General features: G+C 70.9%; 21 protein-coding genes and 2 pseudogenes. 11 read left to right on the forward strand and 12 right to left on the reverse strand.

The window, feature by feature from the left end; all coding sequences use genetic code 11:
- Window positions 1-36 precede the first annotated feature (36 nt).
- A complete protein-coding gene (locus tag QUE51_RS14890; RefSeq protein ID WP_286277146.1) occupies window positions 37-1,650 on the reverse strand; it encodes a putative B6 ABC transporter ATP-binding protein in 1,614 nt (537 codons plus the stop codon).
- A 99-nt stretch (window positions 1,651-1,749) separates the two neighbouring features.
- Window positions 1,750-2,868, reverse strand: coding sequence for a putative B6 ABC transporter substrate-binding protein (locus QUE51_RS14895; RefSeq protein ID WP_286277147.1), 1,119 nt, complete (start codon window positions 2,866-2,868; stop codon window positions 1,750-1,752).
- 191 nt (window positions 2,869-3,059) lie between these two features.
- Here QUE51_RS14895 and QUE51_RS14900 point away from each other — a divergent pair, with 191 nt between their 5' ends.
- The 5 genes from QUE51_RS14900 (at window position 3,060) to QUE51_RS14920 (ending at window position 7,911) form a co-directional block, all read left to right on the forward strand.
- On the forward strand, window positions 3,060-3,545 hold the full coding sequence (locus tag QUE51_RS14900; RefSeq protein ID WP_286277148.1) for a YajG family lipoprotein: 486 nt from the start codon (window positions 3,060-3,062) through the stop codon (window positions 3,543-3,545).
- A 95-nt stretch (window positions 3,546-3,640) separates the two neighbouring features.
- Window positions 3,641-4,399, forward strand: coding sequence for a 4-pyridoxolactonase (gene pldA, locus QUE51_RS14905; RefSeq protein WP_286277149.1), 759 nt, complete (start codon window positions 3,641-3,643; stop codon window positions 4,397-4,399).
- 84 nt (window positions 4,400-4,483) lie between these two features.
- The gene (gene pldH, locus QUE51_RS14910; RefSeq protein ID WP_286277150.1) at window positions 4,484-5,209 is read left to right on the forward strand and encodes a pyridoxal 4-dehydrogenase, SDR-type; all 726 of its coding nucleotides are present in this window, start codon (window positions 4,484-4,486) and stop codon (window positions 5,207-5,209) included.
- 10 nt (window positions 5,210-5,219) lie between these two features.
- On the forward strand, window positions 5,220-6,758 hold the full coding sequence (locus QUE51_RS14915) for a GMC family oxidoreductase (protein ID WP_286277151.1): 1,539 nt from the start codon (window positions 5,220-5,222) through the stop codon (window positions 6,756-6,758).
- Between the two features lie 28 nt (window positions 6,759-6,786).
- A complete protein-coding gene (locus QUE51_RS14920; protein ID WP_286277152.1) occupies window positions 6,787-7,911 on the forward strand; it encodes a M20/M25/M40 family metallo-hydrolase in 1,125 nt (374 codons plus the stop codon).
- Window positions 7,912-8,297: 386 nt separating this feature from the next.
- On the opposite strand, the gene QUE51_RS14925 is transcribed toward QUE51_RS14920, so the two are convergent.
- The 7 genes and pseudogenes from QUE51_RS14925 to QUE51_RS14955 all read right to left on the reverse strand — a co-directional run bounded on the left by QUE51_RS14925 (window position 8,298) and on the right by QUE51_RS14955 (window position 13,849).
- Window positions 8,298-9,011, reverse strand: coding sequence for an amidohydrolase family protein (locus tag QUE51_RS14925; protein WP_286277153.1), 714 nt, complete (start codon window positions 9,009-9,011; stop codon window positions 8,298-8,300).
- Window positions 9,011-9,466 (reverse strand): YbhB/YbcL family Raf kinase inhibitor-like protein, encoded by a 456-nt coding sequence (locus QUE51_RS14930; protein WP_286277154.1) that lies wholly within the window; start codon window positions 9,464-9,466, stop codon window positions 9,011-9,013. Before QUE51_RS14930 ends, QUE51_RS14925 begins: the two co-directional genes overlap by 1 nt.
- A 41-nt stretch (window positions 9,467-9,507) precedes the next feature.
- Window positions 9,508-10,347 carry an alpha/beta fold hydrolase gene (locus QUE51_RS14935; RefSeq protein WP_286277155.1) on the reverse strand — a complete coding sequence of 280 codons (840 nt, stop codon included), beginning with the start codon at window positions 10,345-10,347 and terminating at the stop codon, window positions 9,508-9,510.
- Window positions 10,347-11,288, reverse strand: coding sequence for a 3-hydroxyacyl-CoA dehydrogenase NAD-binding domain-containing protein (locus QUE51_RS14940; protein WP_286277156.1), 942 nt, complete (start codon window positions 11,286-11,288; stop codon window positions 10,347-10,349). Before QUE51_RS14940 ends, QUE51_RS14935 begins: the two co-directional genes overlap by 1 nt.
- Window positions 11,289-11,329: 41 nt before the next feature.
- Window positions 11,330-12,109 carry a class II aldolase/adducin family protein gene (locus tag QUE51_RS14945; protein ID WP_286277157.1) on the reverse strand — a complete coding sequence of 260 codons (780 nt, stop codon included), beginning with the start codon at window positions 12,107-12,109 and terminating at the stop codon, window positions 11,330-11,332.
- A 122-nt stretch (window positions 12,110-12,231) separates the two neighbouring features.
- Window positions 12,232-12,716 (reverse strand): annotated as a pseudogene (locus QUE51_RS14950) (amino acid synthesis family protein); the annotation flags it as partial.
- On the reverse strand, window positions 12,713-13,849 hold the full coding sequence (locus QUE51_RS14955) for an FAD-dependent oxidoreductase (RefSeq protein ID WP_286277159.1): 1,137 nt from the start codon (window positions 13,847-13,849) through the stop codon (window positions 12,713-12,715). The pseudogene QUE51_RS14950 and the gene QUE51_RS14955, both read right to left, overlap by 4 nt.
- A 313-nt stretch (window positions 13,850-14,162) precedes the next feature.
- Here QUE51_RS14955 and QUE51_RS14960 point away from each other — a divergent pair, with 313 nt between their 5' ends.
- On the forward strand, window positions 14,163-14,489 hold the full coding sequence (locus QUE51_RS14960) for a hypothetical protein (protein WP_286277161.1): 327 nt from the start codon (window positions 14,163-14,165) through the stop codon (window positions 14,487-14,489).
- Between the two features lie 206 nt (window positions 14,490-14,695).
- Window positions 14,696-16,066, forward strand: a complete 1,371-nt coding sequence (locus QUE51_RS14970; RefSeq protein WP_434017215.1) for a metalloregulator ArsR/SmtB family transcription factor — start codon at window positions 14,696-14,698, stop codon at window positions 16,064-16,066.
- Between the two features lie 123 nt (window positions 16,067-16,189).
- Here QUE51_RS14970 and QUE51_RS14975 read toward each other — a convergent pair.
- Window positions 16,190-17,520: pseudogene (locus tag QUE51_RS14975) on the reverse strand (APC family permease).
- 229 nt (window positions 17,521-17,749) lie between these two features.
- Between QUE51_RS14975 and QUE51_RS14980 the strand changes: the two are divergent.
- Window positions 17,750-18,595, forward strand: a complete 846-nt coding sequence (locus tag QUE51_RS14980) for a DUF427 domain-containing protein (RefSeq protein WP_286277162.1) — start codon at window positions 17,750-17,752, stop codon at window positions 18,593-18,595.
- Window positions 18,596-18,619: 24 nt separating this feature from the next.
- Here QUE51_RS14980 and QUE51_RS14985 read toward each other — a convergent pair whose 3' ends face one another.
- Window positions 18,620-19,129, reverse strand: coding sequence for a glycosyltransferase (locus tag QUE51_RS14985; RefSeq protein WP_350226785.1), 510 nt, complete (start codon window positions 19,127-19,129; stop codon window positions 18,620-18,622).
- Between the two features lie 169 nt (window positions 19,130-19,298).
- On the opposite strand from QUE51_RS14985, the gene QUE51_RS14990 reads away from it, so the two are divergent.
- On the forward strand, window positions 19,299-19,742 hold the full coding sequence (locus tag QUE51_RS14990) for a hypothetical protein (RefSeq protein WP_286277163.1): 444 nt from the start codon (window positions 19,299-19,301) through the stop codon (window positions 19,740-19,742).
- Here the strand turns inward: QUE51_RS14990 and QUE51_RS14995 are convergent, their stop codons facing one another.
- On the reverse strand, window positions 19,743-20,309 hold the full coding sequence (locus QUE51_RS14995; RefSeq protein ID WP_286277164.1) for a TetR/AcrR family transcriptional regulator: 567 nt from the start codon (window positions 20,307-20,309) through the stop codon (window positions 19,743-19,745).
- 335 nt (window positions 20,310-20,644) lie between these two features.
- Here QUE51_RS14995 and QUE51_RS15000 point away from each other — a divergent pair, with 335 nt between their 5' ends.
- Complete coding sequence (locus QUE51_RS15000) at window positions 20,645-21,469, forward strand: peptidoglycan-binding protein (RefSeq protein WP_286277165.1); 825 nt, start codon at window positions 20,645-20,647, stop codon at window positions 21,467-21,469.
- A gap of 3 nt (window positions 21,470-21,472) precedes the next feature.
- On the forward strand, window positions 21,473-23,872 hold the full coding sequence (locus tag QUE51_RS15005; protein WP_286277166.1) for a procyclic acidic repetitive family protein: 2,400 nt from the start codon (window positions 21,473-21,475) through the stop codon (window positions 23,870-23,872).
- Window positions 23,873-23,893 lie beyond the last annotated feature (21 nt).

Below are 23,893 nucleotides of genomic sequence, written 5' to 3' on the forward strand. Positions count from 1 at the left end.
GCGTCGGTGATCCGGCGCCAGCGGGGAGTTCCTCGATCATGCGTGCGCCTCCTCGGTCGCAGGGGTGCCCTCGATCGCGCCGGTCATCAGCTGGCCCACCCGCTCCGCCGTGCCGCGGCCGTCGTTCGGCACGATGCCGACAATCTCGCCGTCGGAGATCACGGCGATGCGGTGGGAGAGCTCGACCAGCTCGTCGAGATCGGTGGAGAGCAGGAGCACGGCGCCGCCCTCGGCGGCGAACTCGGTGAGGATCTGACGGACGAGCTTCACCGTCTTGAGGTCGAGGCCGTAGGTGGGCTTGTTGACGACGACGAACCGGGCGCCGTCGGTGAGCTCGCGCGCGAGCAGGACCTTCTGGATGTTGCCGCCGGACAGGGTGCCGGCCCGGGTCGCGGACGACGGCGTCTTGATCGCGTAGTCGGCGATCAGGCGCTCGGCCTCGGCGTCCACCGCCTTGCGGTTGATCTGGCCGAACTTCCAGAACGGCCGCTGGCCGATGCGCTTGAGGACGAGGTTCATCGCGACGGACATGCCGCCGACCGTGCCCTCGTGCAGCCGGTCGTCGGTCACGTAGCGGAGGCCGAGCTGCTGCCGGCCGGCGACGCCGCGCCGGGTGATGTCGGCGCCGTCGAAGCGGATCGTGCCCTGCGCGGCGGACCGCTGCCCCGCGACGACCTCGGCGAGAGCCGCCTGGCCGTGGCCGTCGATGCCCGCGATGCCGAGGATCTCGCTCTCGTGCACGGCGAGGGAGACGTCGCGGATGTCCACATCGTGGCCGTGGCCGCGGGTCGCGACCCCGCTCAGCTCGAGCCGGACGCGCTTGGTGCCGAGCTCGATGTCGTCGACCTCACGGTGCGCCTCGGTGGCCCCGGCGAGGTCGGCGGCCTCGGGCGTGGCGACGTCGTCGCCGAACATGGCCGCGAGGATCGCGCGCTGCGCCTGGGCCTCGGAGAAGGAGGCGAGCTGGTCGGCGCCGATGTGGCCCACGTTCTTGCCGCCGCGGAGAATCGTCACGCAGTCGCCCATCTGGTAGGCCTCGCGGAGCTTGTGGGTGATGAACACCACGGCGAGCCCCTGCGCCTTGATCTGGGCGACCGATGCGGCGAGCTTCTCGATCGCCTGCGGCGTGAGCATCGAGGTGGGCTCGTCGAGGATGAGCAGCCTGCTGCCCTTCCACATGGCCTTCGCGATCTCGACCTGCTGTTGCTGCCCGAGGCCGAGGTCGCCGGCGAGGGCGTCGGGGTCGATGCGCGCGCCGAGGAGCTCGGAGAGCTCGTCGAGCCGGGCCTTCGCCCGCGTCTCGTTCCGCAGCACGCCGGTCTCGCCCAGCATCAGGTTCTCGAGGACCGTGAAGGCCGGCACGAGGGTGGAGTGCTGGTGGACCACGCCGATGCCGAGGTCGACGGCCGCCTTGGGGGAGTTGATGGGGGTGGACCTGCCGTCCACCAGGATCGTGCCGGAATCCGGCTGCTGCATCCCCGCGAGGATGCTGATGAGGGTCGACTTGCCGGCACCGTTCTCGCCGAGCAGACAGTGGACCTGCCCGCCGACGATGTCGAGGGAGATCCGGTCGTTCGCGACGACCCCGGGGAAGGCCTTGGTGATCTCCCGCAGCGAGATGACTCCCGGCTCAGCGGCGATGGTGCTCAACAGTGTGCTCCTCGGTGGTTCCTCGTTCGCCGCGCAAGCGGCGGGCGCCGGTCCGGTGCCAGACGTGCTGGACACCGGACCGGCGGTCGGATCTCTCGACTACGCGGCCTTCTTGGCGGCGATCACATCCTTCACCGCTGCTGAGTCCTTCGCCCCGCTCGGCTTGATCGTGCCGGCGTCGATCCCGTCGGTCGCGGTCTTCACCGCGTCCTTGATCTCCTGGGTCATGTTGTCGGTGTCCTGCAGGTACAGGCCGCCGTTGCCGACGGTCAGCTCGTAGTCCTTGCTGCCGAAGGTGCCCGCGTCGACATCCTTGATGGCCTGCTCGTACGTCGGCGTGTAGTCCCAGATCACCGAGGTGAGGAGCACGCTCGGGTCCTTGAGGGCGGAGGTGACGTCGCCGATGTCGGCGATGTACTTGACGCCCGGGTGCGCGTCGATGGCCTGGAGGTAGCCGAGCGTGGCGCCGTCACCCATTCCGAAGACGACGTCCGCGCCACCGGCGATCACGGTCTCGACCGCGGTCTTGCCGCCGGCGGAGTCCGCGTAGCCGCTGGCACTGATCTGGCCGAAGAGCACGTTGATGCCCGGGTCGACCGAGTAGACGCCCTGCGCGAAGCCGGCGGCCATGTCGAGCCAGTTCACGTCGTCCGCGGAGATGACCACGGCGACCGTCTTCGACTGGGTGCTCATCGCCGCGGCGATGCCGGCGATGTAGCCGCCCTGCTCCGCCGAGACGAGGGCCTGCGCGAGCTGGCCGGGAACCGGCTTCAGACCCGAGTCCTGCGCGAGGATCGGAACCTGCGTCTGGCCGGAGACCGTCTGCGCCGCGACGCCGTAGCCCGAGGCGTGCGCGATCACGAACTGCGCGCCGTCGTCGTCGATGACCTGACCGAGGACGGTCTCGATGTTGTCCCAGCCGGCGTCGGGGACCGCGACGTACTCGAGGCCCATCTTGTCGGCGGCGTCCTTCGAGTTGGCGAGGCCGACCTGGTTCCAGCCGAGGTCGGTCTCGTTCTCGGGAGCGACGAAGGCGATCTTGCTGACCTTGGTGGCCGCGTCATCGCTGCCGCCGGACGAGGAATCGCCGCCTCCGCTGTTGCCGCCCGCCTGGGACGAACAGCCGACGAGGCCGAGGGTGAGTGCGGATACGGCCACGAGTGCGCCGGCGCCCGTGAACGTGCGGCGCAGAACGCCGCCGGTGCGTGCTTTGTACATTGCCTGGAAGTCCTCTCGGAGAGTGGGAACCGCCGCAGCACTGTTCGGGAATTTCTCACATTGTGCGTCGGTACCCGGACATTATGAGAAGGACGGCGACAGGTCAACGATCCACGGCGAGATTTACCGACCTGAAACACAACGGGACCCGCCGGGCCGCGAAGCTGGGTTCAGACTGAGGAAGCGAGCACATGAACCGATTCCTGCGCCAGGTCGCGGCTGCCGTGCTCTCCGTGTCCCTCATCGGCCTCGCCGGCTGCGCCGCGCCGGCCGGGAACGCGCCGAGCGCCTCGCCCACGACAGCCGTCCCGACGACCCCCGCGCCCACGCCGTCGCAGCCCGCCGGGCCGCTGACGTCGCAGGACGAGGACGCGCTGGCTCAGCTCGCCGACGTCGCGCCGAGGACCTCGACCATCGATCCGACCCTCGCCGACTGGACAGAGTGCTGGGTTCCGAGCGAGCACCTGATCCCCGCTGAGGAGGTGGGCAACGCGTCCACCTGGAAGGTGCTCTGCCGGATCCACTGGCACCAGAAGGACGGCACGAAGCGGTACCAGGACACGACCTGCATCGGCGACTTCGCGGCGCAGCCGATGCTCGACCACTGCTACCGCTGGGTCTACTACGACTACGAGCCGGTCTTCGAGGACGCCCCGGCCGTGCGCGCAAGCGCGTGACCGCGGACACGCGCGATCAAGCATTGACCACCGCGTGTGGATTCTCATACTCTGAGCGACACTCGTACTGATGTAAGAAAACCGAGGAGCATGCGATGCCGGATCCCAAGGTCTACCTGCTCGACGGCGGCACTCTCGTCATCGACGAGTCCGACGTCCACTGGCACATCAACACCGGCAATCCCGTGCGGTTCCCGGTCTACTCGGTGCTCGTCGAGCACGCCGATGGACTCATCCTCTACGACACTGGCTACGACCTCGAGCACGTGAAGAAGGTCCTGCCCTTCGAGCTGCCCGAGCAGACGCCGGAGCAGACGATCCCGGCACAGCTCGCGAAGATCGGCTACAAGCCCGAGGACGTCGACATCGTCGTCAACTCGCACTTCCACTTCGACCACGTCGGCGGCAACAAGCACCTGACCAAGGCGACGCACCTCATCCACAAGGCGGAGCTGCGCCAGGCCAGGTACCCGGAGCCGTTCGAGCGCCTGGGCTACTCGGACATGTCCTTCGACTTCCCGGGCGTCACGTACAAGCCGATCTCCGGCGACTACGAGATCGCGCCCGGGGTGACGCTGTTCGAGACGCCGGGCCACACCATCGGGCACTACTCGATGCTGGTGGAGCTCGAGAACGAGCGGAACATGCTGTTCTGCGGCGACGCGGCCTACACCCGCACGACGCTCGAGAAGGAGTGGATCGCGGGCTTCCACCTCGACCCCGCGAAGTCGGTCGAGGCGATCCGCCGGCTCAACTACCTCGGCCGCGTCAAGGACGCCGACATCTACCCGTCCCACGAGCTCGAGCCGTACCTCACCTGGAAGCTCGCACCCGAGTACTACGGCGGCAACTGACCCCGAACGGCAACCGTCTCCGACGGCAACCGACCTCGACGGCAACCGGCCGTCTCGCCATCCCCACGAACTGAAGGAAGCAGCATGACTGAACGCGTCGCCATCGTGACCGGAGCCGCCCAGGGCATCGGCGCGGCCATCGCCAAGGAGCTCGCCGCAGACGGCGTCAAGGTCGTCGTCACCGACATCAACATCGACGGCGCCACCAAGGTCGCCGAGGAGATCGGCGCGGTCGCGAAGCGGCTCGACGTCTCCGACCCGGAGCAGGCGAACGCGGTCGTTGCGGAGACGGTCGCCGAGCTCGGCCGGCTCGACATCCTCGTCAACAACGCGGGCCTCGTGCCCTACACGCCGTTCGACGACCTGACGATCGAGCAGTGGCGCCGCACGTTCTCCGTCAACGGCGAAGGCCTCTTCAACATGACCAAGGCCGCAGTCGAGGCCATGAAGGCGAACGAGTACGGGCGCATCGTCAACATCGCCTCCAACACCTTCGTTGCCGGCACCCCGAACTGCGCCGACTACGTCGCGACGAAGGGCGCCGTGGTCGGCTTCACGCGGGCCGTCGCCGGCGAGATCGGCAAGTACGGCATCACCATCAACGCGGTCGCCCCGGGCATCACCGCGAGCGAGGGCGTGTTCACGACCGGCCACGGCGAGGGCTTCGACTACGTGGTGCCGATGCAGGCGTTCAACCGCCGCGCCGTGCCGGCCGACATCGCGCCGGCCGTCGCCTTCCTCGCGTCCGAGAAGGCCGAGTGGGTCACCGGCCAGCTGCTCGTCGTCGACGGCGGCCACACGCGCAACTGATCGACGCAGGATGACCACCGCGAGTGCGGACGTCCTGATTCTCGGCGCCGGCTCCGCGGGGTGCGTCCTCGCGAACCGGCTCAGCGCCGATCCCGCTCGGCGGGTCGTCGTGCTCGAGGCCGGCGGCCGGGTCACCGACCCGGACATGCGCCGGCCCGAGCTCTGGCCGTTCATCCAGCACCGGGACTACGACTGGGACTACCTCACGGTGCCGCAGCGCGGTCTGGCCGGGCGGCAGCTCAGCTGGGCGCGCGGCAGGGGCGTCGGCGGGTCCAGCCTGCTGCACGCCACGGCGCACATGCGCGGCTGCCGAGCGGACTACGACCGCTGGGTGGCCGCGACGGGCGACGAGCGCTGGTCCTGGGACCGCCTGCTGCCCCGGTTCCGCGCCATGGAGTCCTTCTCCGGCGGCGCCGACGCGGTGCACGGCGCGGACGGCCCGATGCCGGTGCTGCTGCCCGGTCCGGACCTTGTGAATCCGCTGGTCCAGGACTTCCTCGCCGGCGCCGAGTCCCTCGGCGTGCGCCGGATCCCGGACCACAACGGCGGCGAGATGCTCGGCGCGACCCCGAACTCGCTGAAGCTCCGGAACGGCGAGCGGGTCACCGACGCGGACGCGTACCTCGACCCGGTGCTCGACCGGCCGAACCTCGCGGTGCTCACCGGTGTCACGGTGCACCGGCTGCGGATCTCCGGCGGCCGGGTTCTCGGCGCGGAGGTCGTCGTCGACGGGGAGTCGATGTTCGTGGCCGCCGACACCGTGATCCTCGCCGCCGGGTCGATCGCCGATCCGCTGCTGCTCATGCGGTCGGGGGTCGGCGACCCGGAGGTGCTCGGCGCGGCCGGCGTCGAGACCGTCCTCGAGTCGCCGCAGGTCGGCAAGAACCTGCACGACCACCTCCTCGGAGCCGGCAACCTCTACCGGGCCGCGCGACCGGTCCCGCCGACCCGCCTCAACCTCTCCGAGTCGATGTCGTACCAGTCGGCGAAGGGGCTGGGCGAGACCGCCGGTCCAGTCGACGTCGTCGTCGGCTGCGTCGTCGCGCCGAGCGCCTCGGAGTCCTTCGACCCCGGCGTCGGGCTGGGGGAGGGGTTCACCCTCCTCTTCGGCGTGACCAACCCCACCAGCCGCGGCGAGCTGCGGATCACCGGCCCCTCGATCGAGGACGCCCCGGTGATCGACCCGAACTACCTCGACACGGAGCACGACCGGGCGATGTTCCGGCTCGCCCTCGAGCGCGCCCGGCTGATCGGGGCCTCTGAGGCGCTCGCCGGCTGGCGGGCGGAGGAGGTGCTCCCGGGACCCCGAGTGCGCACCGAGGCCGACATCGACGCCTTCATCGCCCGCGCCGCGATCACGCATCACCACCCCGTCGGGACGCTCCGCATGGGAGCCGACGACGCGGCGCCCGTCACCCCGAGGCTCGCCTTCCGCGGCCTCGAGGGCCTCTACGTCGTCGACGGATCGGTGATCCCCTCGATCACGGCCGGCCCGGTGCACGCGCCGGTCCTCGCGATCGCCGAGGAGTTCGCCGCGGGGTTCGACTGACCCATCCGCAGGAACAGCAGGGAGAACCATGAGCAGCGCTTCCGACCGGGACGTCCTCAACGCCGTCGCCGCCCGCGAGCCCGACATCCGCGCGGTCTCCGAGTTCGTGCTCGCCCATCCGGAGCTCTCCCACGAGGAGCACGAGACCTCCCGCGAGCTCGCCGACCGCCTCGAGGCGGCCGGGTACCGGGTGGACCGCGGGGTGGGGGAGATGCCGACCGCGTTCCGGGCGGAGCTCGACACCGGACGGCCCGGTGGGACGGTGGGGCTGATCGCCGTCTACGACGCGGCACCCGCGCACCGCACCTCCGACGGCGCGACAGTCGCGACGCACTCCTGCGGGCACTCGGCGCAGTCCGCCGGCGTCCTGGGTGCTGCGCTGGCGCTCGCGGACCTGCGCGAGTCGCTCACCGGAACGGTGGTCGTGGTCGGATGCCCGGCGGATGAGATCCACGCGCCCGCAACCCAGCGGCTCGGGAGCGGCAAGGCGCTCACCGCCGCCCGCGGAGTGTGGCAGGGCGTCGACGCGGCCCTGTACGCGCACCCGGAGTTCCTCGACGCCGTCTGGACCGAGTCGCTGTGGATGCGCCGCGAGACGGCCGTCGTCGCGGGGACGCGGACGCTGCGCAACGACGTCGAGCCGGCGCCGTTTGCGGCCTTCCGCCGGCTCGCGCCGCTGCTGGAGACGCTCGACCGCTCGCACGTGATGGTGGAGACCGTCGTCCTCGACGGCGACGTGGAGGAGGGGTCGGGGCTGTCGCTCCGTGCCCAGTTCCTCGTGTTCGCCTCCGCGGAGGAGGAGATCGACGTCTACCTCCGGCCCGTACGGGAAGCGCTGCCCGACGCCGTCTGGGAGCGGGGCAACGCGATCGAGGCGATCCGGCCGGACGCCCGGGTCGCGGCCGCGGTGAAGGACGCACTCGCCGCCGCCGGGCGCCCGGTGCAGGACGACCTCCCGCCGCTGCCCTTCGCGACCGACTTCGGCAACGTGACCGGGGTGGTGCCCGCGGCGCTCCTCGGCGTCGGCCGCCCGGAGGGGTGGGCGTTCCACCGCGAGGGCGGCGAGCAGCAGTTCGCGGGGCCGGAGGGCCTCGCGATGGCCCGCAGCATCGCCGAGGTCCTCGCCCTGTCGGGGCTGAGGCTCACGGCCTGACCCGGGGGGACTGTTCGCCCTCGCGGCGGTTGAGTCCAGAAGCGAGGTTGCGAGGTTTCGAGACGCGCCACTGCGCGGCGCTCCTCAACCAGCGGGGGAGTGGGTCCGAAGGTGACCATCCCAGTGGTTGAGGAGGCGCCGCAGGCGCCGTCTCGAAACCACGCACGTGCGTTTGGAGTCGACCACGCGCATGGCTGAGTCCAGAGGCCACGTTGCGGGGTTTCGAGACGCGCCACTGCGTGGCGCTCCTCAACCAGCGGGGTGGCTTGGACGCCGAGCGCGGGCGAGCGCCGAGCGCGGCCCGTGACGACGAGCGCGGTGCGTCTACGGGGCGCGCTCGTCGGTACGCACCGCGCTCGGCGTGTGCACCGCGCTCGGTGGCGCCCTCAGGCGCCCAGGAAGAGGCGCTGGGCCGTGCCGTTCATCACCGCGTCGAGGTCGGCGGGGGAGAGGCCCGCCAGCTGCACCTTCAGCTGCTCCACCTTCGGCTCGTGCCACGGGCCGTCCGAGCCGTACATGACCCGGTCGGCGCCGACCTTCTCGACCGCCTCCTTGATCTTGAGGCTCATCGGCATCCCGCTCGTCTCCAGCCACACGTTGGGGTGCCGGCCCGCGATCGCGATCGAGGCGTCGATGTAGACGATGTTCCCGTGCCCCATGTGCCCGAGGATGATCTTCGCCTCCGGGTAGCGGATGATCAGCTCCTCGATGCTCCACGGCAGCGAGAAAATCGGGTGCCCGCAGTGGATGAGCGCGGGCAGGTCGTGCTCGATGAGCACCTCGATGATCGGATGCAACCGCGGGTCGTCGGGCAGGAACCCGCCGAACAGCGGATGCAGCTTGACGCCGCGCACTTTCGGATCCTTGAGGTACTCGCGCAGCTCGTCGACGGCGCCGGGGAACTTCGGGTCGGCCCAGTACAGCTGGTACGCCTCCGGGATGCCCGCGACCACCCGCCGGACCATGGCGTTGTCCTCGTGGAACACCATGGCCGCGTCGATGTCGTTGGCCCGGAGATAGGGCGCGAGCCCGTCCTCGTCGAGGCGCACCCCGGACATCGGGAAGTCCCCGACGTGGAAGTGCGCGTCGGTGATGGCCATCAGCGCTGCCAGTGCCCGACGGTGCGCGCCTGCTCGAGAATGCTGTCGCCGTACTCGGCGAGGAACTCCTCGCGGTTCGGCGAGCCCTCGACCGCACGGCTCAGCGCGTAGATCCAGAAGTAGTAGTGGTGGAGACCGTGTCCGACGGGAGGCTGGGGGCCGTAGTACTGAGTCGCGCCGGCGCCGTTCGGGCCCTGACGGACGCCGGGTGCGGCGAGGTCGAGGGAGGTCGCGTCGGGCGAGATCCCGTAGACGACCCAGTGGGTGAACCCCTGGGGGAGCGGAGCGTCCGGGTCGTGGAGGATCACCGCGTACTCGACGGTCCCCTCCGGCGGGCCGGAGAACTCGAGCCGGGGCACCGAGTTGCCGCCGTCCGCGGTGAACTCGACGGGGAAGAGGTCGAGGTTCGGAACGTCCGGGCTGGAGATCTGGAGCTTGTCGATGAAGAGCGCCAAGGCTCGTCCTTTCGTGGGTTCGGATTCGGGGATGACGGAGGTCAGGACGCGAGCAGGCGCACGAACTCGGCCGCGACCAGCTCGGGGTGCTCCTCGGGGATGTAGTGGTCGGCGTCGTTGACGAGGATCCAGCGGTCCTGCGGCCGGTCCGCGATCGCGGCCGACCAGGCGGCCTCGCTGACGATGCGGCTGCTGGCGCCCCGGATGCTCGTCATCGGCGCGGACACGGCGCGGAACTCCGCGTCCCATGGCGTCCGGAAGCCCTCGATGAGCTGCTGCATCGCGTCCGGATCCGCGAGCGGCCACCACTGTCCGTCGGCGCGCTGGGTGTAGCCCCAGCGAGCGCGCCGCTCGACGGCACCGGGCAGGATGCGCGGATAGCGGCCGCGGATGTAGTCCTCGATCGCGGCGACGTCGGGGAACGCCCGGTGGCCGCCGGCGACCCGGGCCGCGAGGTCGTCGAGCACGCTCGCCTCGACGTAGGGCGTGTAGTCGACCGAGACGACCGCGTCCACGCGCCCGGGATGCAGCGCGCCGACCGTCCACGCGTTGCGGCCGCCGAGCGAGTGCCCGCCGACGATCGCGCGCTCGATGCCCAGCGCATCCAGCACCGTGACCACGTCGCCGGCGAAGTCGCGTCCGGTGTAGCCCTGCGCGGGCTTGTCGCTGCGGCCGTGCCCGCGCTGGTCGAGGGCGATCACGGTCGCATGCTCGGCGAGGGCCTCCGCGACGGGCTCCCAGACGGCGTGGTTGGCCGAGGTGCCGTGCAGCAGCACGATCGCCGGGCCTGAGCCCCGCACCCGGAACGCGAGGTCGACCTCGGCGCCCCGGGTGCGATGCAGCCCGTCCGCGATCGGCTCGACGCCGATCGTCGACGGCATCAGACGTTGGGGATCGACGAGAGCGTCTTGCGAGCGGCGACGAGCCCGGTGACGATCTCCTTGCGCTTGGCCGCGATGGCCTCGGGGCCGTCGTACTCGTACATGCCGCCGCCGCTCTTGAAGCCGAGCGTGCCGGCCGCGATCTTCTCCTCGATCATCGGTGGGGTGTCCTTGCGGTCCGCGAGGTCGGCGTTCAGGTAGCCGGAGACGGCCTTGTAGATGTCGAGGCCGGCCATGTCGAGCAGGCGCGTGGGGCCGATCACGGAGAGCTTGTAGCCGATGCCCCACTTGACGCAGGCGTCGAGGCCCTCGGGCGTGACGATGCCCTTCTCGAGCAGGTCGAGGCACTCGCGGAGGATCGCGTAGAGGACGCGGTTCTCGACGAAGCCCGGGGTCTCCTTCTCGACGACCGGGACGTAGTCGAACGCCTTGACGATGTCGACGACCTGGTCGACCAGCGCCGGGTCGGTCGCGTCGCCGGGGATGACCTCGATCATCGGGATGAGGTGCGGCGGGTTGGACCAGTGCATGCCGATGAGCCGGCCGGGGGCCTTCATGCCCTCGCCCATGGTCGTGATCGGGATGCCGGAGGTGTTCGACGCGATGATGACGTCGTCGCCGATGAGGCCCTCCTCGAGCTGGGCGAGCAGCGCCTTCTTGAGCTCGAGGCGCTCGGGGATGGCCTCGATGACGAGCTCGGTGTCGGCGACCGACTCGGCGAGGTCGGTGCCGAAGGTGACGGAGCCGCCGTCGGCCTTGGGGGTGCCCACGGTCTCGAGGACGCCGTTCACCATCGCGTAGGACGCCTTCGCGTTCTCGATGGCCTGGTCGGAGATGTCATAGACGCGGACGACCACACCGGCACGGGCCAGGGTCGCGGCGATGCCGGGGCCCATGGTCCCCGAACCGACGACGGTCGCGATCTTGGGAAGACTGCTCATACGGATGCTCCTTGGTCGTTGGCGGTGCGGTGGATGGGGTGTCAGATGCCGGGCGGCAGGCTGATCTGGGAGATGCCGATGCCCTGCAGCCCCTCGACCCTGTCGAGTCGCCGGTTGAAGAAGGTCCAGAAGTTGTGCTGGGCCTTCGCGGGGTAGATCCGGTCGAACTTCTCCTTCGTCTCCTCGGGGTCGGGTTCGATCGGGGCAAAGCCGGACGAGCGGAGGTCGACCTGGAAGCGGGCGGCCTTCTCGAGGAAGATGCCGGTCAGCGTCATCTCGGGCACGGTGGAGCCCACGAAGGCGATGCCGTGGTTCGCGAGCAGCAGCGCCTGTGCGGCGCCGAGGGTCTTCGCGGCCGCGACGCCCAGGGGGACGGTCGTGATGATGTGCGAGGTCTCGGTGAAGCGCGGGACGCCCTCGTAGGCGAACCAGACGCCGTGGTTGTTGTACGGCTTGAGGTCCTCGGTCGACGCTCCGAGCACGGTCGAGAAGTGCGCGTGGGAGTGCCCCACGAAGTTCACGTCGGGACGCGCCCGCATGATCTCCGCGTGCAGAGGCCACTCCAGGTGACGCAGGCCCGTGCCCTCGAGCACGTTCCCGTCGAAGTCGATCAGGATGAAGTCGTCGTCCTCGACCTCGCTGAGCGCGAGGTTGCCGCGCTTGAGCCAGAGACCGCGGCCAAAAGGGTCGCGGTAGGAGACGTGCCCCATCGACATGTCGCCGTGCCCCTCGAGCTCGAGGATGCGGTGGGCGCGGGCGACGTCGGCGAGCGTGCTCGCGATCGAGGCGTCTTCGAAGTACTGGCTGTGCTGGTAGGTCATGACTCTCCTGCTCTGCGGGGCTACTGCGCGTCGCGGGCGACGACGTCGGCGACGGTCATCCCGCCGACCCGGGCGTTCGGCCGGCCGCCGGTCGCGACCGCCACGATGATCACGATCTCATCCGGCCGGGGGCGTCCGGAAGAGCGATCGTCATCGCGTCGTAGTGCGAGCGCACGTAGACCTCATCCTTGTACGCGAGGGGGATGTCGATCTGCGTCCCCGCCGCGGCGACCTTCGAGGCGGAGGAGATCCATGCCTTGCCGCCGCCCACCTCGTCGCGGAGGGCGTCGCCGAACACGGTCGTGATGCAGGCGACGACGTGCTCCTGCTCGCCGTTCAGGCCGGCGAGGCCGCCCTTGCCGTACGACTCGACGGGCCGGCCGCCGAGCAGCGCGACGGCACGCCGCCCCAGCTCGACGCCGATGCTCGCGCTCGGGGCGGTGAGCGGGGACACGTCCTCCACCCACTGCCCGGCGAACGGGTTCTCGAGCACGACGGCGACCGCCGCCTTGACGAGCGGCTCGGCCGGCGCGGGACCGAGGTCGTGGATCGTCTCCGAGACGAAGGAGTGGAAGGCCCGGACCTTGTAGAAGGGGTCGATGCTCAAGCGTTCACCTCGTGGCGGTGGGGGTCGGTGGGGTTGTACATCGCGGTCTCGATGACATCGCCCTGGAACTGGTTGCCCTGCGCCATCTGGCGGGTGTCGGCGTAGTACTGCGAGCGGTCCTGGGCGCGGTCGGTGATCGGCCGCTCGAGCCGCTCCCACTCGCGGAGCGCGTCGCCGAGCTCGTCGTCGGCGGCCTGGGTCGCCACGGTGGCGAGCGTCCAGGCGTTGTGGATCGAGCATCCGGCGCCCTGCGCGAGCGCGGGGCACATGGCGTGCGCCGCGTCGCCGATGATCGCGACCCGTCCCTCGGTCCAGTGGTCGACGCGCGTGGTCTGGTAGCCGTAGTACTTGCCGTGCAGCTTCGCCGCCTCCTCGAGCACGGGCGCGAGGTGCGGGAAGTTCTCGGTCCAGAGGGCGAGGTCGATCGGCACCTTCGAGCCCTGGGCGTCGCTGACCGGCGCCATCAGGGCGATGTACACCTCTTCTTCGTTGCACGGGACGTAGAGCACGCGGAGGACGCGGGGCTCGATGTTCCAGAAGTCGATGTAGTTGTCCCAGTCGGTGTCCGGCTCGAGCAGCTGCAGCTCCGCCTTGTGCCGCGGGACCAGGAACCGGGTGATGCCGTCGCGCGAGCGCTCCCGCTTGAGCGGGATGCCGAGCGAGTCGCGCACTGCGGAGCCGACGCCGTCCGCGCCGACCACGAGGTCGGCCTCCGCGGAGGTGCCGTCGGCGAAGGAGATGCGGCCGTCCGGGGTCGCACCCGTCACTTCCGAGCCCGAGATGATCTCGACGCCGGACTCGCGTGCCGCGGTCAGCAGCGTCGCGTACAGGTGGGGGCGGGTGACCGAGATCCAGCGGACGCCCTCGAGCCTCTCCTGGGAGCGGATCACGTTGTTCATCCGCGTCTCGTAGGCGGGGGAGTGCATCGCCCGCGACTCGAGGTCCGGGGTCGCACCCAGCTTGTCGAGCACCACGAGGCTGTTGCCCCAGAGGACGATGCCCGCCCCCTCGGCGCGGAGATCCTGGGTGCGCTCATGGACTCGGACGGTCCATCCCTTCTGGGCGAGCGCGGTCGCGACGGTCAGCCCGGCGAATCCGGCGCCGGAGATCTCGGCGTGGCGAGGTGAGGCCATGGCACCAACTTTCCGTGGGGCGGTTTTATTACGATCTGATTTGCTCTTCTCGTATGCGGAGAGTCTTACGGAGCCGGGGCCATCTCGCAAGGAGAAACTCGGACAGTCGCGAGAACGGGCATTCGGCACGCCGCGACTCCTCGTTTGCGGTCGTCCCGGAACCCTTCCCGCGGGGTGCGGTCCCCATCGCGCCTGACGAGTTCCACCCCAAGACCTAGTGGTTCTCCACCGCCCCACACTCCACATGTGGAGGACGCGCCGGAAAGAAGTGGGGCATGGCGGGGTGTCGGCGGACGGTCGTACCGTGTCCCGCATGGGAAGCGCAGGGGAGCCGATGATCGAGGGAGAGCGAGCCTCGCTGCTGCTCGCCGCGGTGCTGGGGCTGCGCATCCGCAGCAAGCACGACGGAACCGTCCGTCTCGCCGGCACCGCGGACCCGCGAGCCATGGCCGCCCTCGTCCGCGCGGTCGATCGGCTGGAGAAGCGGATGCGGGCGCTCGGCTCCTCGGACCTCGCCGACCAGGCGAGCAGCTATGCCGAGCGGCGGGGCGAGGCCTTCACGATCGTCGCCCAGCGGGCCATGGGGGCCTACGGAATGACCGTCGCCCCGTGGGAGTACCAGCTCAGCGACGCATCCTGAGCTCCTCCGCGTCGCACGGCCCCTTGCTCGTGAACCTGGACATCCGGGGGCTCCGCCTACGCCGATCAGGCAATGCCGTCCGCGGAACGGCGTGTCGTCCGGATCCGCGTTCGAATTCAGTCACCTGTCCTGAACCGCGCGCGAATTCCTGATCCGCGCAGAACACCACTTGCGCACCCTCCGCGGCGGTCCTAACATACAACCAAATGGTTGTACGAGTTGGGATCGAGCTCAGCGATGAGGACGTGGACCGCATGTTCCGCGCCCTCGCCGACGCGACTCGCCGGGACATCGTGCGGCGGACGCTGCACGCCGAGGCGACCGTGTCCGAGCTCGCCGAGTCGTACGCCATGTCGTTCGCGGCGGTGCAGAAGCACGTCGCCGTCCTCGAGGAGGCGGGTCTCGTGACGAAGCATCCACACGGCCGGCAGCGGATCGTCCGGGGCAATCCGGACGCCATTCGCCGTGCCCAGTCGCTCCTCGACCAGTTCGAGGCCATCTGGCGGTCGCGCGTCGACCGCCTGGATGCGCTGCTCGAATCCGATCCCCCAGCAAGACCGACTGAAAGGCTCGCCATGCCCGTCACCGCTGTCGAGAAGGACCTCGACGCCCTCACCCTGACGATCGTCGCCGACTTCGCCGCCTCGCCCGAGCGCGTCTGGGAGGCCTACACCGACCCCCGCCAGCTGGAGCGCTTCTGGGGTCCGCCCACGTACCCCGCGACCTTCACCCGCCACGACGTCGCGCCCGGCGGCCGCAGCACCTACGCGATGACCGGCCCGGAGGGCGACAGCCACGGCGGGTACTGGGAGTGGACCGCCGTCGAGGCCCCGCGGTCGTTCGAGGTCGTCGACGGCTTCCTCGGCGACGACGGCGCACCGAACACCGAGCTGCCGACGGTCCGGATGCGCTTCGACTTCGCCGGGACCGCGGGCGGCACCCGCGTGACCACCACCTCCTTCTTCGGCTCGCTCGAGCAGCTCGAGCAGCTGGTCGCCATGGGGATGGAGGAGGGCACCAAGCAGGCCATGGCCCAGATCGACGATGTGCTCGCCGACCTCGCCTCCTTCGCGGCCGGCCGTGACGCCGAGGCGCAGATCCTCAGCGACACCCAGGTTCGGGTGTCCCGGATCATCCGGGGATCGGTCGAGCAGGTCTGGCGCGCCCACAACGACGCCGACCTCATGCGGCAGTGGCTGCTCGGCCCCGACGGGTGGACCATGCCGGTCTGCGAGGTGGCGACGTCCGTCGGCGGGAGCTATCGGTACGAGTGGGAGAAGGAGGGCGGCGGCGACAGGTTCGGCTTCACCGGCGAGCTGCTCGAGTCCGAGCCGCCCCGCCGCGCCGTCACCACGGAGGCGATGATCGGCCTGGATGCGCCCGCGACGCTCAACGAGCTGACGCTCACGCCCAGGGCGGGCGGCACGCTCCTCACCCTCGTGATCACCTATGCCAACGCCGAGATGCGCGACGCGGTGCTCGCGACCGGGATGGTCGGGGGCATGGAGACGAGCTACGCGCGGCTGGAGTCGGTGCTCGCCTCGGCGGACGCCCGGGAGCCGGTCGCCGCGCATTGAGCTCGGGTCGGCACCCCGCCGGGCCCGGGCGTCGGTCGTCTCCTAACGGGACGACCGGCGCGCGGGCCCTACGCCGACTCCGCGGCGCGGTCGCGACGGCGGCACTGGGACGCACTCCCGGGGTCAGCGCCGGCCGGCGACCTTCGCCCGCGTCACCTTCGCGACGTAGTAGAGGACGACGCCGACCGCGAGGAAGATCCCCGCGAACAGCCAGACCTGCCACCGCTGCTGGCTGAGCAGCAGCAGGCAGGACAGCACCCCGAGGATGGGGACGGCGCTCCAGACCCGGAAGTGCGCGTGCTCCACCGTCTGCTTCCGCAGCACGAGCACGGCGATGTTGGTGCTGAGGAACACGAGCAGCAGCAGGAACACGACGGTCTCGGCAAGGGTCGACAGGTCGCCGACCAGGGTGAGGATCATCGCGACCACCGTCGTGGCGAGGATCGCGACCCACGGTGTCCTGCGGTTCGGGAGCACCTTTCCGAGGACGCTGGGAAGGAGCCCCTGCTCCGCCATCCCGTAGGCGAGGCGGCTCGACATGATCATCGTGAGCAGCGCACCGTTGGCCACGGCGACGAGGGCGATGAGGCTGAACACCCAGTCGGGGATCGGCACCCCGGTCGCCGAGACGACCGACAGGAGCGGGCCGCTCGAGGCGGAGAGCTTCGACGGCGGCAGCGCGATGGAGCTCGCGAGCCCGATGAGGACGTACACGACGCCCGCGGTCAGCAGCGCGCCGAAGAGCGCCCGGGGGTACACCTTCGACGGGTTGGCGACCTCCTCGGCCACGTTCGCCGAGGTCTCGAAGCCGACGAACGAGTAGTAGGCGATGATCGCGGCGCCGAGCGTCGCGAGGAGGGGCTGCTGTCCGCGGGGAACTGGCCGACGCGGCTGACGTCGCCGCCGCCTCCGCCCAGCATGACGGCGACCGCCACGATGACGAGGACGAGGCCACTCAGCTCGATGACGGTCATCACCATGTTGCTGCGCATCGACTCCTTGATGCCGCGGGCGTTGAGGAGGGCGACGAGGAGGAGGAAGACGAGCGCGACGGGCAGCGGCGGGACGTCGAGGAAGGTCGCGAAGTAATCGCCGGCGAACGCCAGCGAGAGGCCGGCCGCGGAGGTGAGCCCGGCCGCGAGCATCGAGAAGCCGATGAGGAAGGACACGATCGGCGTCTTGTACGCGCGCTCGGCGAATACGGCGGCGCCGCCCGCCCTCGGGTACTTGGTGACCAGCTCCGCGTACGAGCCGGCCGTGAGCAGCGCAAGGACCAGGGCGAGCACCATCGGCGCCCAGATTGCCCCGCCCGCCTCCTTCGACAGGACGCCGACGAGGGCGTAGATCCCCGCCCCGAGGACGTCCCCGAGGATGAACAGGTACAGGAGGGGACCGGTGATGCCCTGCTTCAGCTTGGAGCCCTGCGCGTGCTCCTGGGCGACCTCGGTGCTCATGGTTCCTCCTGTTCGGCGGCCTCTTTCGGCCGCCGCCGCGGGCCAGCCTAGGTGCGGCCCGGCGAGGCGCGGAACCGGGTGGACACGGTTGCGAGGGAGTGCTCCGGTGCGCTAGCCCGCAGCAGGAGCTGCGCAGAAGAGGGCGCGAGCGCCGCCCGCCGCATGGGCCGATCGCGGGTGCCGAGAGCCGGGTCCGGCGCGTAGCCTGTGCGGCGAACCGGGAGGCCCCATGGCAGTTCAGCTCATCGACCTGCTCCGCGCGCAGCTGCCCGCGCTGCGCTACGCCCCGACACCCAAGCGCGTCCGTGGGCGAATCGAGGATCGGACCATGGTCGACAGCGCCGCCGCGGTGCTGGTCTGGGAGCCGCGCTACGTCACGCCCCGGTATGCGGTGCCGGAGTCGGACATCGACGGGGAGCTGGTCCCGTCATCGTCGTCGCTGTCGGGGGAGCAGGCGGCGGCCTACGTGCGGCGACCGGTCCTCGACCCGTCCGTGCCCTTCGATCTGCACACGACCGAGGGGGAGTTCCTGGAGGTCCGGGTGCGAGGATCCGTAAGAACTGTGCGGGCGTTCCGGCCCGCGGACCCGGACCTCGAGGGGCGGGTGCTGCTCGACTTCCGCGGCATGGACGAGTGGCGCGAGGAGGACCAGGTGGTCGTGGCCCACCCGCGGGACCCGCTGCACCGCATCGAGGTCGTGCCGGCCTCTCGACGGGTCCGGGTGATGCTGGGGGACCAGGTGCTGGCCGACACCCGGCGCGCGTCGATCCTGCTGGAGACGATGCTTCCGGTCCGCTACTACCTGCCGGCCGAGGACATCGGGGTGCGCCTCACGCCCACGGAGACCGTGACCTGGTGCGCCTACAAGGGCCGCGCGTCCTATCTGACGGCGCACACGGAGGAGGGCCCGCAGATCGACGTGGCGTGGACATACGCGGAGCCTCGCCACGACGCGTCGGAGGTGCGGGGACTCGTCGCGTTCTTCCAGGAGCACGTCGACCTGGAGATCGACGGCGAGCGCCTGGAGCGACCGGTCACCCCCTGGAGTCGCGACGGGCCACCAGAGGGGCGCTGAACCGGGCTGGCAGGCCGGTCCCGTTCAGACTTGGGCGGTGGTCCCTGCCAGCTCGAGAACGGCCGCCGCCGCCCGTGCGGTCCCGTGCTGGGCACGGAGGCGGTCGCCGATGCGACCCGCGGCCTCCCGGTAGCGAGGATCCTCGAGGACCGTCGTGAGCGCGGCACGGATCCGCTCCGGCGACGCCTTCTTGGGCAGGGCGATCCCGGCTCCCGCCCGCTCGACGGCTCTCGCGACCGCCGGCTGGTCGATGCGGGTGTCGCACGGGATCACCACGAGCGGCAGGCCGTGCAACAGCGCGCGCATGGTGGTCGAGTGGCCGCCGTGCCCGATCACCGCCGAGCAGGAGGGCAAGATCTCGCCGTGCGGGGCGGATGCAACGAGCCGGGTGTTCGGGCCTGCACGGAAGAGGGCCGGATCGAGCGCGGGGCCCGTCGTGGCGGTTCCCGAGATCGGGAGCGTCGCGACGGCGTCCAGCGCGTTCTGCAGGACCCGGCGCTGACCGGGTGCGGCGACGGTGCTCAGGCTCAGCAGGACGGTCGGGGATGCCCCGGGCGTCGTGCCGGCAGGGGAGGGCGTCCTCGGCGACGCCGGTCCACCTCAGGTTGGCGGGGACCCGCCTACCCGACGCCGGGTCCAGCTGCCGATCGGCTGCCACGAGGATGGCGTCCGCGGCCGACCACGTCGCGACCGGTCGCAGGCCGTGCAGCGCGCCTGCCGCGCGGACGCCGGGGCTGCTGAGGAAGAACTGCGCGAACGAGTGCATCAGGACGGCGATCGGGACGCCGAACGCCTTGGCCGGAGCGACGGCGCCGGCAAGGAGCGCATCGAGCACGACGACGTCCGCCGGCTCGACAGCGAGCGCGTCGGCGAGGTCGGCGGCGTAGCCGCGATCGGCCAGCATCCGCGAGAACGCCAGGATGCCGGCAAGGGACGAGGAGGCGTCCACGGGATGCCATCCCGCGGCGTGCCGGTACGGGGTTGCTGCAAAGCCCTCCCGGGCGAGCCGGGGGAGCTGGCGCTCGTCGGCGAGGAAGCGGACCCGGTGGCCGGCTGCGGCCAGCTGGTGGCCGATCGCCAGTGCAGGGGCGACGTTGCCGCCGCCGTCGAGGGTGAGGAAGACGATGCGGGACATGCGATCTCCTGATCAGTTCGCGGAGAGGACAGCGCCGACCAGGCGCAGGAGGTGCCGCTCGGCGTCGGAGCGGGTGAGCGCCATGTCGCGACGCAGGAGCTTCCAGGCGTAGACGTCCGTGGCGACGACGAGCAGTCGGGCTGTGTCGACGCGATCGTCGGGACTGCGCGCGAGGAGTGCGTCGGCGAAGACCTCGGCCACCCATCGCCGATGGGTCTCCCGGCCCGCGTCCACGATCCTCGCGATGCGGGGGTCGGCGTTCTCGGTGGCGAGCAGTGCGAGCACGGCATCGCCGCGCAGCTCGTAGTGGTCGACGAGGACCGACAGGGCTACGACCGCGTCGCCAGCGGGAGCCTCGCGCTCGCCGGCGATCATCGCCTGACCGTGCACGAGCGCCTCGTCGAAGAGCCGGTCTCGAGATCCGAAGCGGCGGAGGATCGTCTGGACCGTGACTCCGGCCTGTCGCGCTACATCCTGGAGCGGAATCGCCACGGACGAGCGCGAGATGACGAGGCCCACGAACGCGTCGAGGATGCGTTCGCGCGTCTCCTCGGCGGCCCGCGCTCGCTGTGTCTGCACGTACTGCCGCGAGGTTTTCATGTTGATGCCGATTAACGTGAATATCTGCTTCCGCGTCAAGAGGCGAAGGACGCGCATGAGCACAGCTGCGGACCCTCTCCATCGATCAGCCCTGTGACGGGTGAGCGCTCTCTCGAAGGCCCATCGGCCGCATCCCACGGCGAGTTCGGGCCACCTCCTCTCTGTTGCTCCTCCTGGCTGTCACACAGGGGACGAGCAGGGTCCTGCCAGAAAACGGGGGCGTTCCGCAACCCCTCCCTCTCCGGGCGGGGGCATCCCTACCGTCAACGTGAGGAAACCGCAGATCTCTGCGCCCACTACCCAGGGAGAGACCCGTGAACGACGAAGCACTTCCGCCGCTGTCCCAGGACGAACTCGACGCCGAGTCCGTCGTCGCCCTGCCCGACAAGGAGGTGGCGTCGATCCTGGACCTCAACGCCGACCTCGACCTCAATCTCGACGTCGCCGCGCCGATCGACCTCGCGGTCGCCGCGAACGCGAACGTCGCTGCGCCGATCGACGCGGCCGTCGGAGCGAACATCCTGTCCGACGGCTCGACGGCGCAGGCGCTCTCCGACCAGGGCGCGCTCATCAGCCAGGGCATCACCGCCGACGCCACCGCGGACTCCACGCAGGACAGCGTCCTCGACCAGGCAAGCGCGCCGGATGCCACCGCTGCCGGCACCGATGCGGCGGCACCGGCGGCTGCGACAGGGACCGACGCGGGCGCCGCCGACGCGACGGCCGCCCCCACGGCCACGGCCCTCCCCGACGCGGGCGCTGTGACCGACGGCACTCTTCCCGACGCGGGCGCGGTGGCCGGCGGCACCCTGCCCGACGCAGGCACCGTGCTGCCGGACCCGAGCACCGTGCTGCCCGATGCCGGCGCGGCCGTGCCCGACCTGTCGTCGACGCTCAGCGGCAGCCTGCTCAACGTCAACGTCGACCTGGCCGCCGACGCGGGGCTCGCCGCCCCGATCAACGGAGCGGTCGCGGCGAACGCGAACGTCGCCGCTCCCATCGATGCGGCGGTCGCGGCCAACATCGGCACGATCGACAGCCAGGCGACGGCGATCTCGCAGCAGGACGCCATCATCAACCAGCAGATCGACGGGGCCGCCACGGCGACGGCCGATCAGCAGTCCGACCTCCAGCAGTAGCGGATGACGGTCGACGCCGGCGCCCCGCCCCTCGCGAGCGGGGCGCCGGCTCCCGACCCGGGCAGCGATGCGCTCGTGCGCGCGGACGGCGTGCAGCTGCTGGGGGAGATGGGCGGGTCCGGGTACCGGACGCCGCCCGCTCTGGTGCGCCGCGGCGACGGGCAGGTCCTGCAGCTGACCCCGCTGCTCTACGCCGTCCTCGATGAGATCGATGGCAGAAGGACGCCTGCGGAGGTGGCCGACGCCGTCTCCGCTCGCCTCCGCCGGGCCGTCAGCGCGGACGACATCGGCACGCTGGTCACGTCGAAGCTCCTGCCGCTCGGCCTCCTGCGTCTGCCGGACGGCAGCGAGCCGGCCGTCAAGCGCGGCGACCCGCTGCTGCGCATGAGGTTCCGGATCGCGGTCACCGACGCGGAGCGCACCCGCAGGATCACCGCGCCGTTCGCCGCGCTCTTCACACCGTTCCTCGCCGTGCCGGTCCTCGCGGCGTTCGCCGTCATCTGCTGGTGGCTCCTCTTCGAGCGCGGTCTGGCGGCGGCCACCCGGCAGGCGTTCGACCGGCCCGCACTGCTGCTCCTCGTCTTCGTGATCACCCTGCTTTCGGCGGGCTTCCACGAGTTCGGGCACGCGGCGGCGGCCACCCGGGGCGGAGCGGCACCGGGGAAGATGGGCGCGGGCCTCTACCTCGTGTGGCCGGCCTTCTACACCGATGTCACCGACTCGTACCGCCTGGGCCGCTGGGGCCGCATCCGAACCGATCTCGGCGGTCTCTACTTCAACGCCATCGTCGCGGTCGTGGTCGTCGCGGTCTGGTTCGTCAGCCACGACGAGGCGCTCCTGCTCGTCGTCGCGAGCCAGATCCTCCTCATGGTCCGCCAGCTGACGCCCATGGTCCGGTTCGACGGCTACCACGTGCTCGCCGACGTCACCGGCGTCCCCGACCTCTTCCAGCGGATCGGCCCCACCCTGCGCGGCCTGCTGCCCTGGCACTGGAAGGATGCCGACACGCGCGCGCTGAAGCCCGGCGCACGGATCACCATCACCGCGTGGGTCCTGATCGTGGTGCCGATGCTGCTGCTGAGCGTGGTGCTGATGATCCTCGGCTTCCCGCGCGTGGTCGGCACCGCCCTGGCCAGCGCAGCCAAGCAGTCCGCGGCGCTCGGGCACGCTGCGGGCGCGGGGGATGCGGGCGGCGTCGTCGTCGCGGCGCTCGCGATCGTGGCCATCGCCATCCCGGTAGCAGGGATGGCCTACCTCCTCGTCCGCCTCGTGCGGCAGTCCGTGCGGGGCGCGTGGCGGCGGACCGAAGGGCGGCCGGTCCAGCGCACCCTCGCCGGGCTCGTCGCGGTCGCGGTCATCGCCGCGCTCGGATTCGCCTGGTGGCCCTCCACCAGCACGTATCGCCCCGTGCAGTCCTACGAGGCGGGCACGGTGACTTCGGCGGTGCGGTCCCTCGCGCCCGGCACGGGCGCCGTCGCGGCCGGTGAGACGGGCCAGCAGGTCGTGCTGTGGCCCGGCGACGGACCGAAGCCGACCGCCGACGACCCGGCCCTCTCGCTCGTCCTGCTGCCCCGGACGGGGAGTGCGGGAACCGCCTCCGGAACGGCCGGCGACACGGCCACGGACTCGGACACGGGCGCGGGCGCGGGCGCGGGCGGCGAGGCATCCGCGCCCGCGTGGGTGTTCCCCTTCGACCGGCCGGCCCCGCCCAAGGACGGCAGCAGCCAAGCTCTCGCCGTCAACACCACGGACGGCACCGTCGACTACGACGTGGCGTTCGCGCTCGTCTGGGTCGAGGACGACACCGTGGACACGACGAACGAGGCGTACGCGTTCGCAAGCTGCACCGGCTGCGCGGCCGTCGCGGTCGGCTTCCAGGTCGTCCTCGTCGTCGGGCAGGCGGACGTGGTCGTGCCGCAGAACCTCGCGGAAGCGGTCAACTACAACTGCGTCGACTGCGTCACCTACGCGCTCGCCTCCCAACTGGTGCTGACGCTGAGCGGCCCGCTCAGCGACGCGACCATGACCGACCTGGCGGCCCTCTGGCAGGAACTCGCCGAGTTCGGTCAGAACATCCAGAACATCCCGCTCGCGGACCTCCAGGCGCGGCTCGACGACATCAAGAGCCGCATCGCGGCGACGATCCAGAAGGATCCGAGCGCCGTCCCCGCAGCGACAGCGCCGACTCCGATGCCGACACCGTCGATCGCGCCCACCCCCGACGCGACCCCGGAGCCGGAGGAGGAGACCCCCGCCACGGACGCGGACGACGAGCCGGCGCCGGAGGAGACGGCACCCGCTGACCCCGAACCAGCGGAGCCGGAGCCCGTACCCTCGGCGGCGCCGTCCACGGAACCCGAGCCGACGCCGTCCGACACCCCCGCCACCGCACCCGCGGGCTGAGCTCCGGAAGCCGGGCGGGGC

It is taken from the genome of Naasia aerilata, assembly GCF_030296595.1.
GTDB classification, from domain to species: domain Bacteria; phylum Actinomycetota; class Actinomycetes; order Actinomycetales; family Microbacteriaceae; genus Naasia; species Naasia aerilata.

Bases quoted from the DNA above. Each gene is read 5' to 3' on its own strand.
- pldA (WP_286277149.1), top strand. From the start codon at position 3,641: ATGCCGGATCCCAAGGTCTACCTGCTCGACGGCGGCACTCTCGTCATC.
- QUE51_RS14960 (WP_286277161.1), top strand. From the start codon at position 14,163: ATGGGAAGCGCAGGGGAGCCGATGATCGAGGGAGAGCGAGCCTCGCTG.
- QUE51_RS14945 (WP_286277157.1), bottom strand. From the start codon at position 12,109: ATGACCTACCAGCACAGCCAGTACTTCGAAGACGCCTCGATCGCGAGC.
- QUE51_RS14970 (WP_434017215.1), top strand. From the start codon at position 14,696: ATGGTTGTACGAGTTGGGATCGAGCTCAGCGATGAGGACGTGGACCGC.
- QUE51_RS14955 (WP_286277159.1), bottom strand. From the start codon at position 13,849: ATGGCCTCACCTCGCCACGCCGAGATCTCCGGCGCCGGATTCGCCGGG.
- QUE51_RS14920 (WP_286277152.1), top strand. From the start codon at position 6,787: ATGAGCAGCGCTTCCGACCGGGACGTCCTCAACGCCGTCGCCGCCCGC.
- QUE51_RS14980 (WP_286277162.1), top strand. From the start codon at position 17,750: ATGGCAGTTCAGCTCATCGACCTGCTCCGCGCGCAGCTGCCCGCGCTG.
- pldH (WP_286277150.1), top strand. From the start codon at position 4,484: ATGACTGAACGCGTCGCCATCGTGACCGGAGCCGCCCAGGGCATCGGC.
- QUE51_RS15005 (WP_286277166.1), top strand. From the start codon at position 21,473: ATGACGGTCGACGCCGGCGCCCCGCCCCTCGCGAGCGGGGCGCCGGCT.
- QUE51_RS14940 (WP_286277156.1), bottom strand. From the start codon at position 11,288: ATGAGCAGTCTTCCCAAGATCGCGACCGTCGTCGGTTCGGGGACCATG.
- QUE51_RS14925 (WP_286277153.1), bottom strand. From the start codon at position 9,011: ATGGCCATCACCGACGCGCACTTCCACGTCGGGGACTTCCCGATGTCC.
- QUE51_RS14935 (WP_286277155.1), bottom strand. From the start codon at position 10,347: ATGCCGTCGACGATCGGCGTCGAGCCGATCGCGGACGGGCTGCATCGC.
- QUE51_RS14895 (WP_286277147.1), bottom strand. From the start codon at position 2,868: ATGTACAAAGCACGCACCGGCGGCGTTCTGCGCCGCACGTTCACGGGC.
- QUE51_RS14915 (WP_286277151.1), top strand. From the start codon at position 5,220: ATGACCACCGCGAGTGCGGACGTCCTGATTCTCGGCGCCGGCTCCGCG.
- QUE51_RS14900 (WP_286277148.1), top strand. From the start codon at position 3,060: ATGAACCGATTCCTGCGCCAGGTCGCGGCTGCCGTGCTCTCCGTGTCC.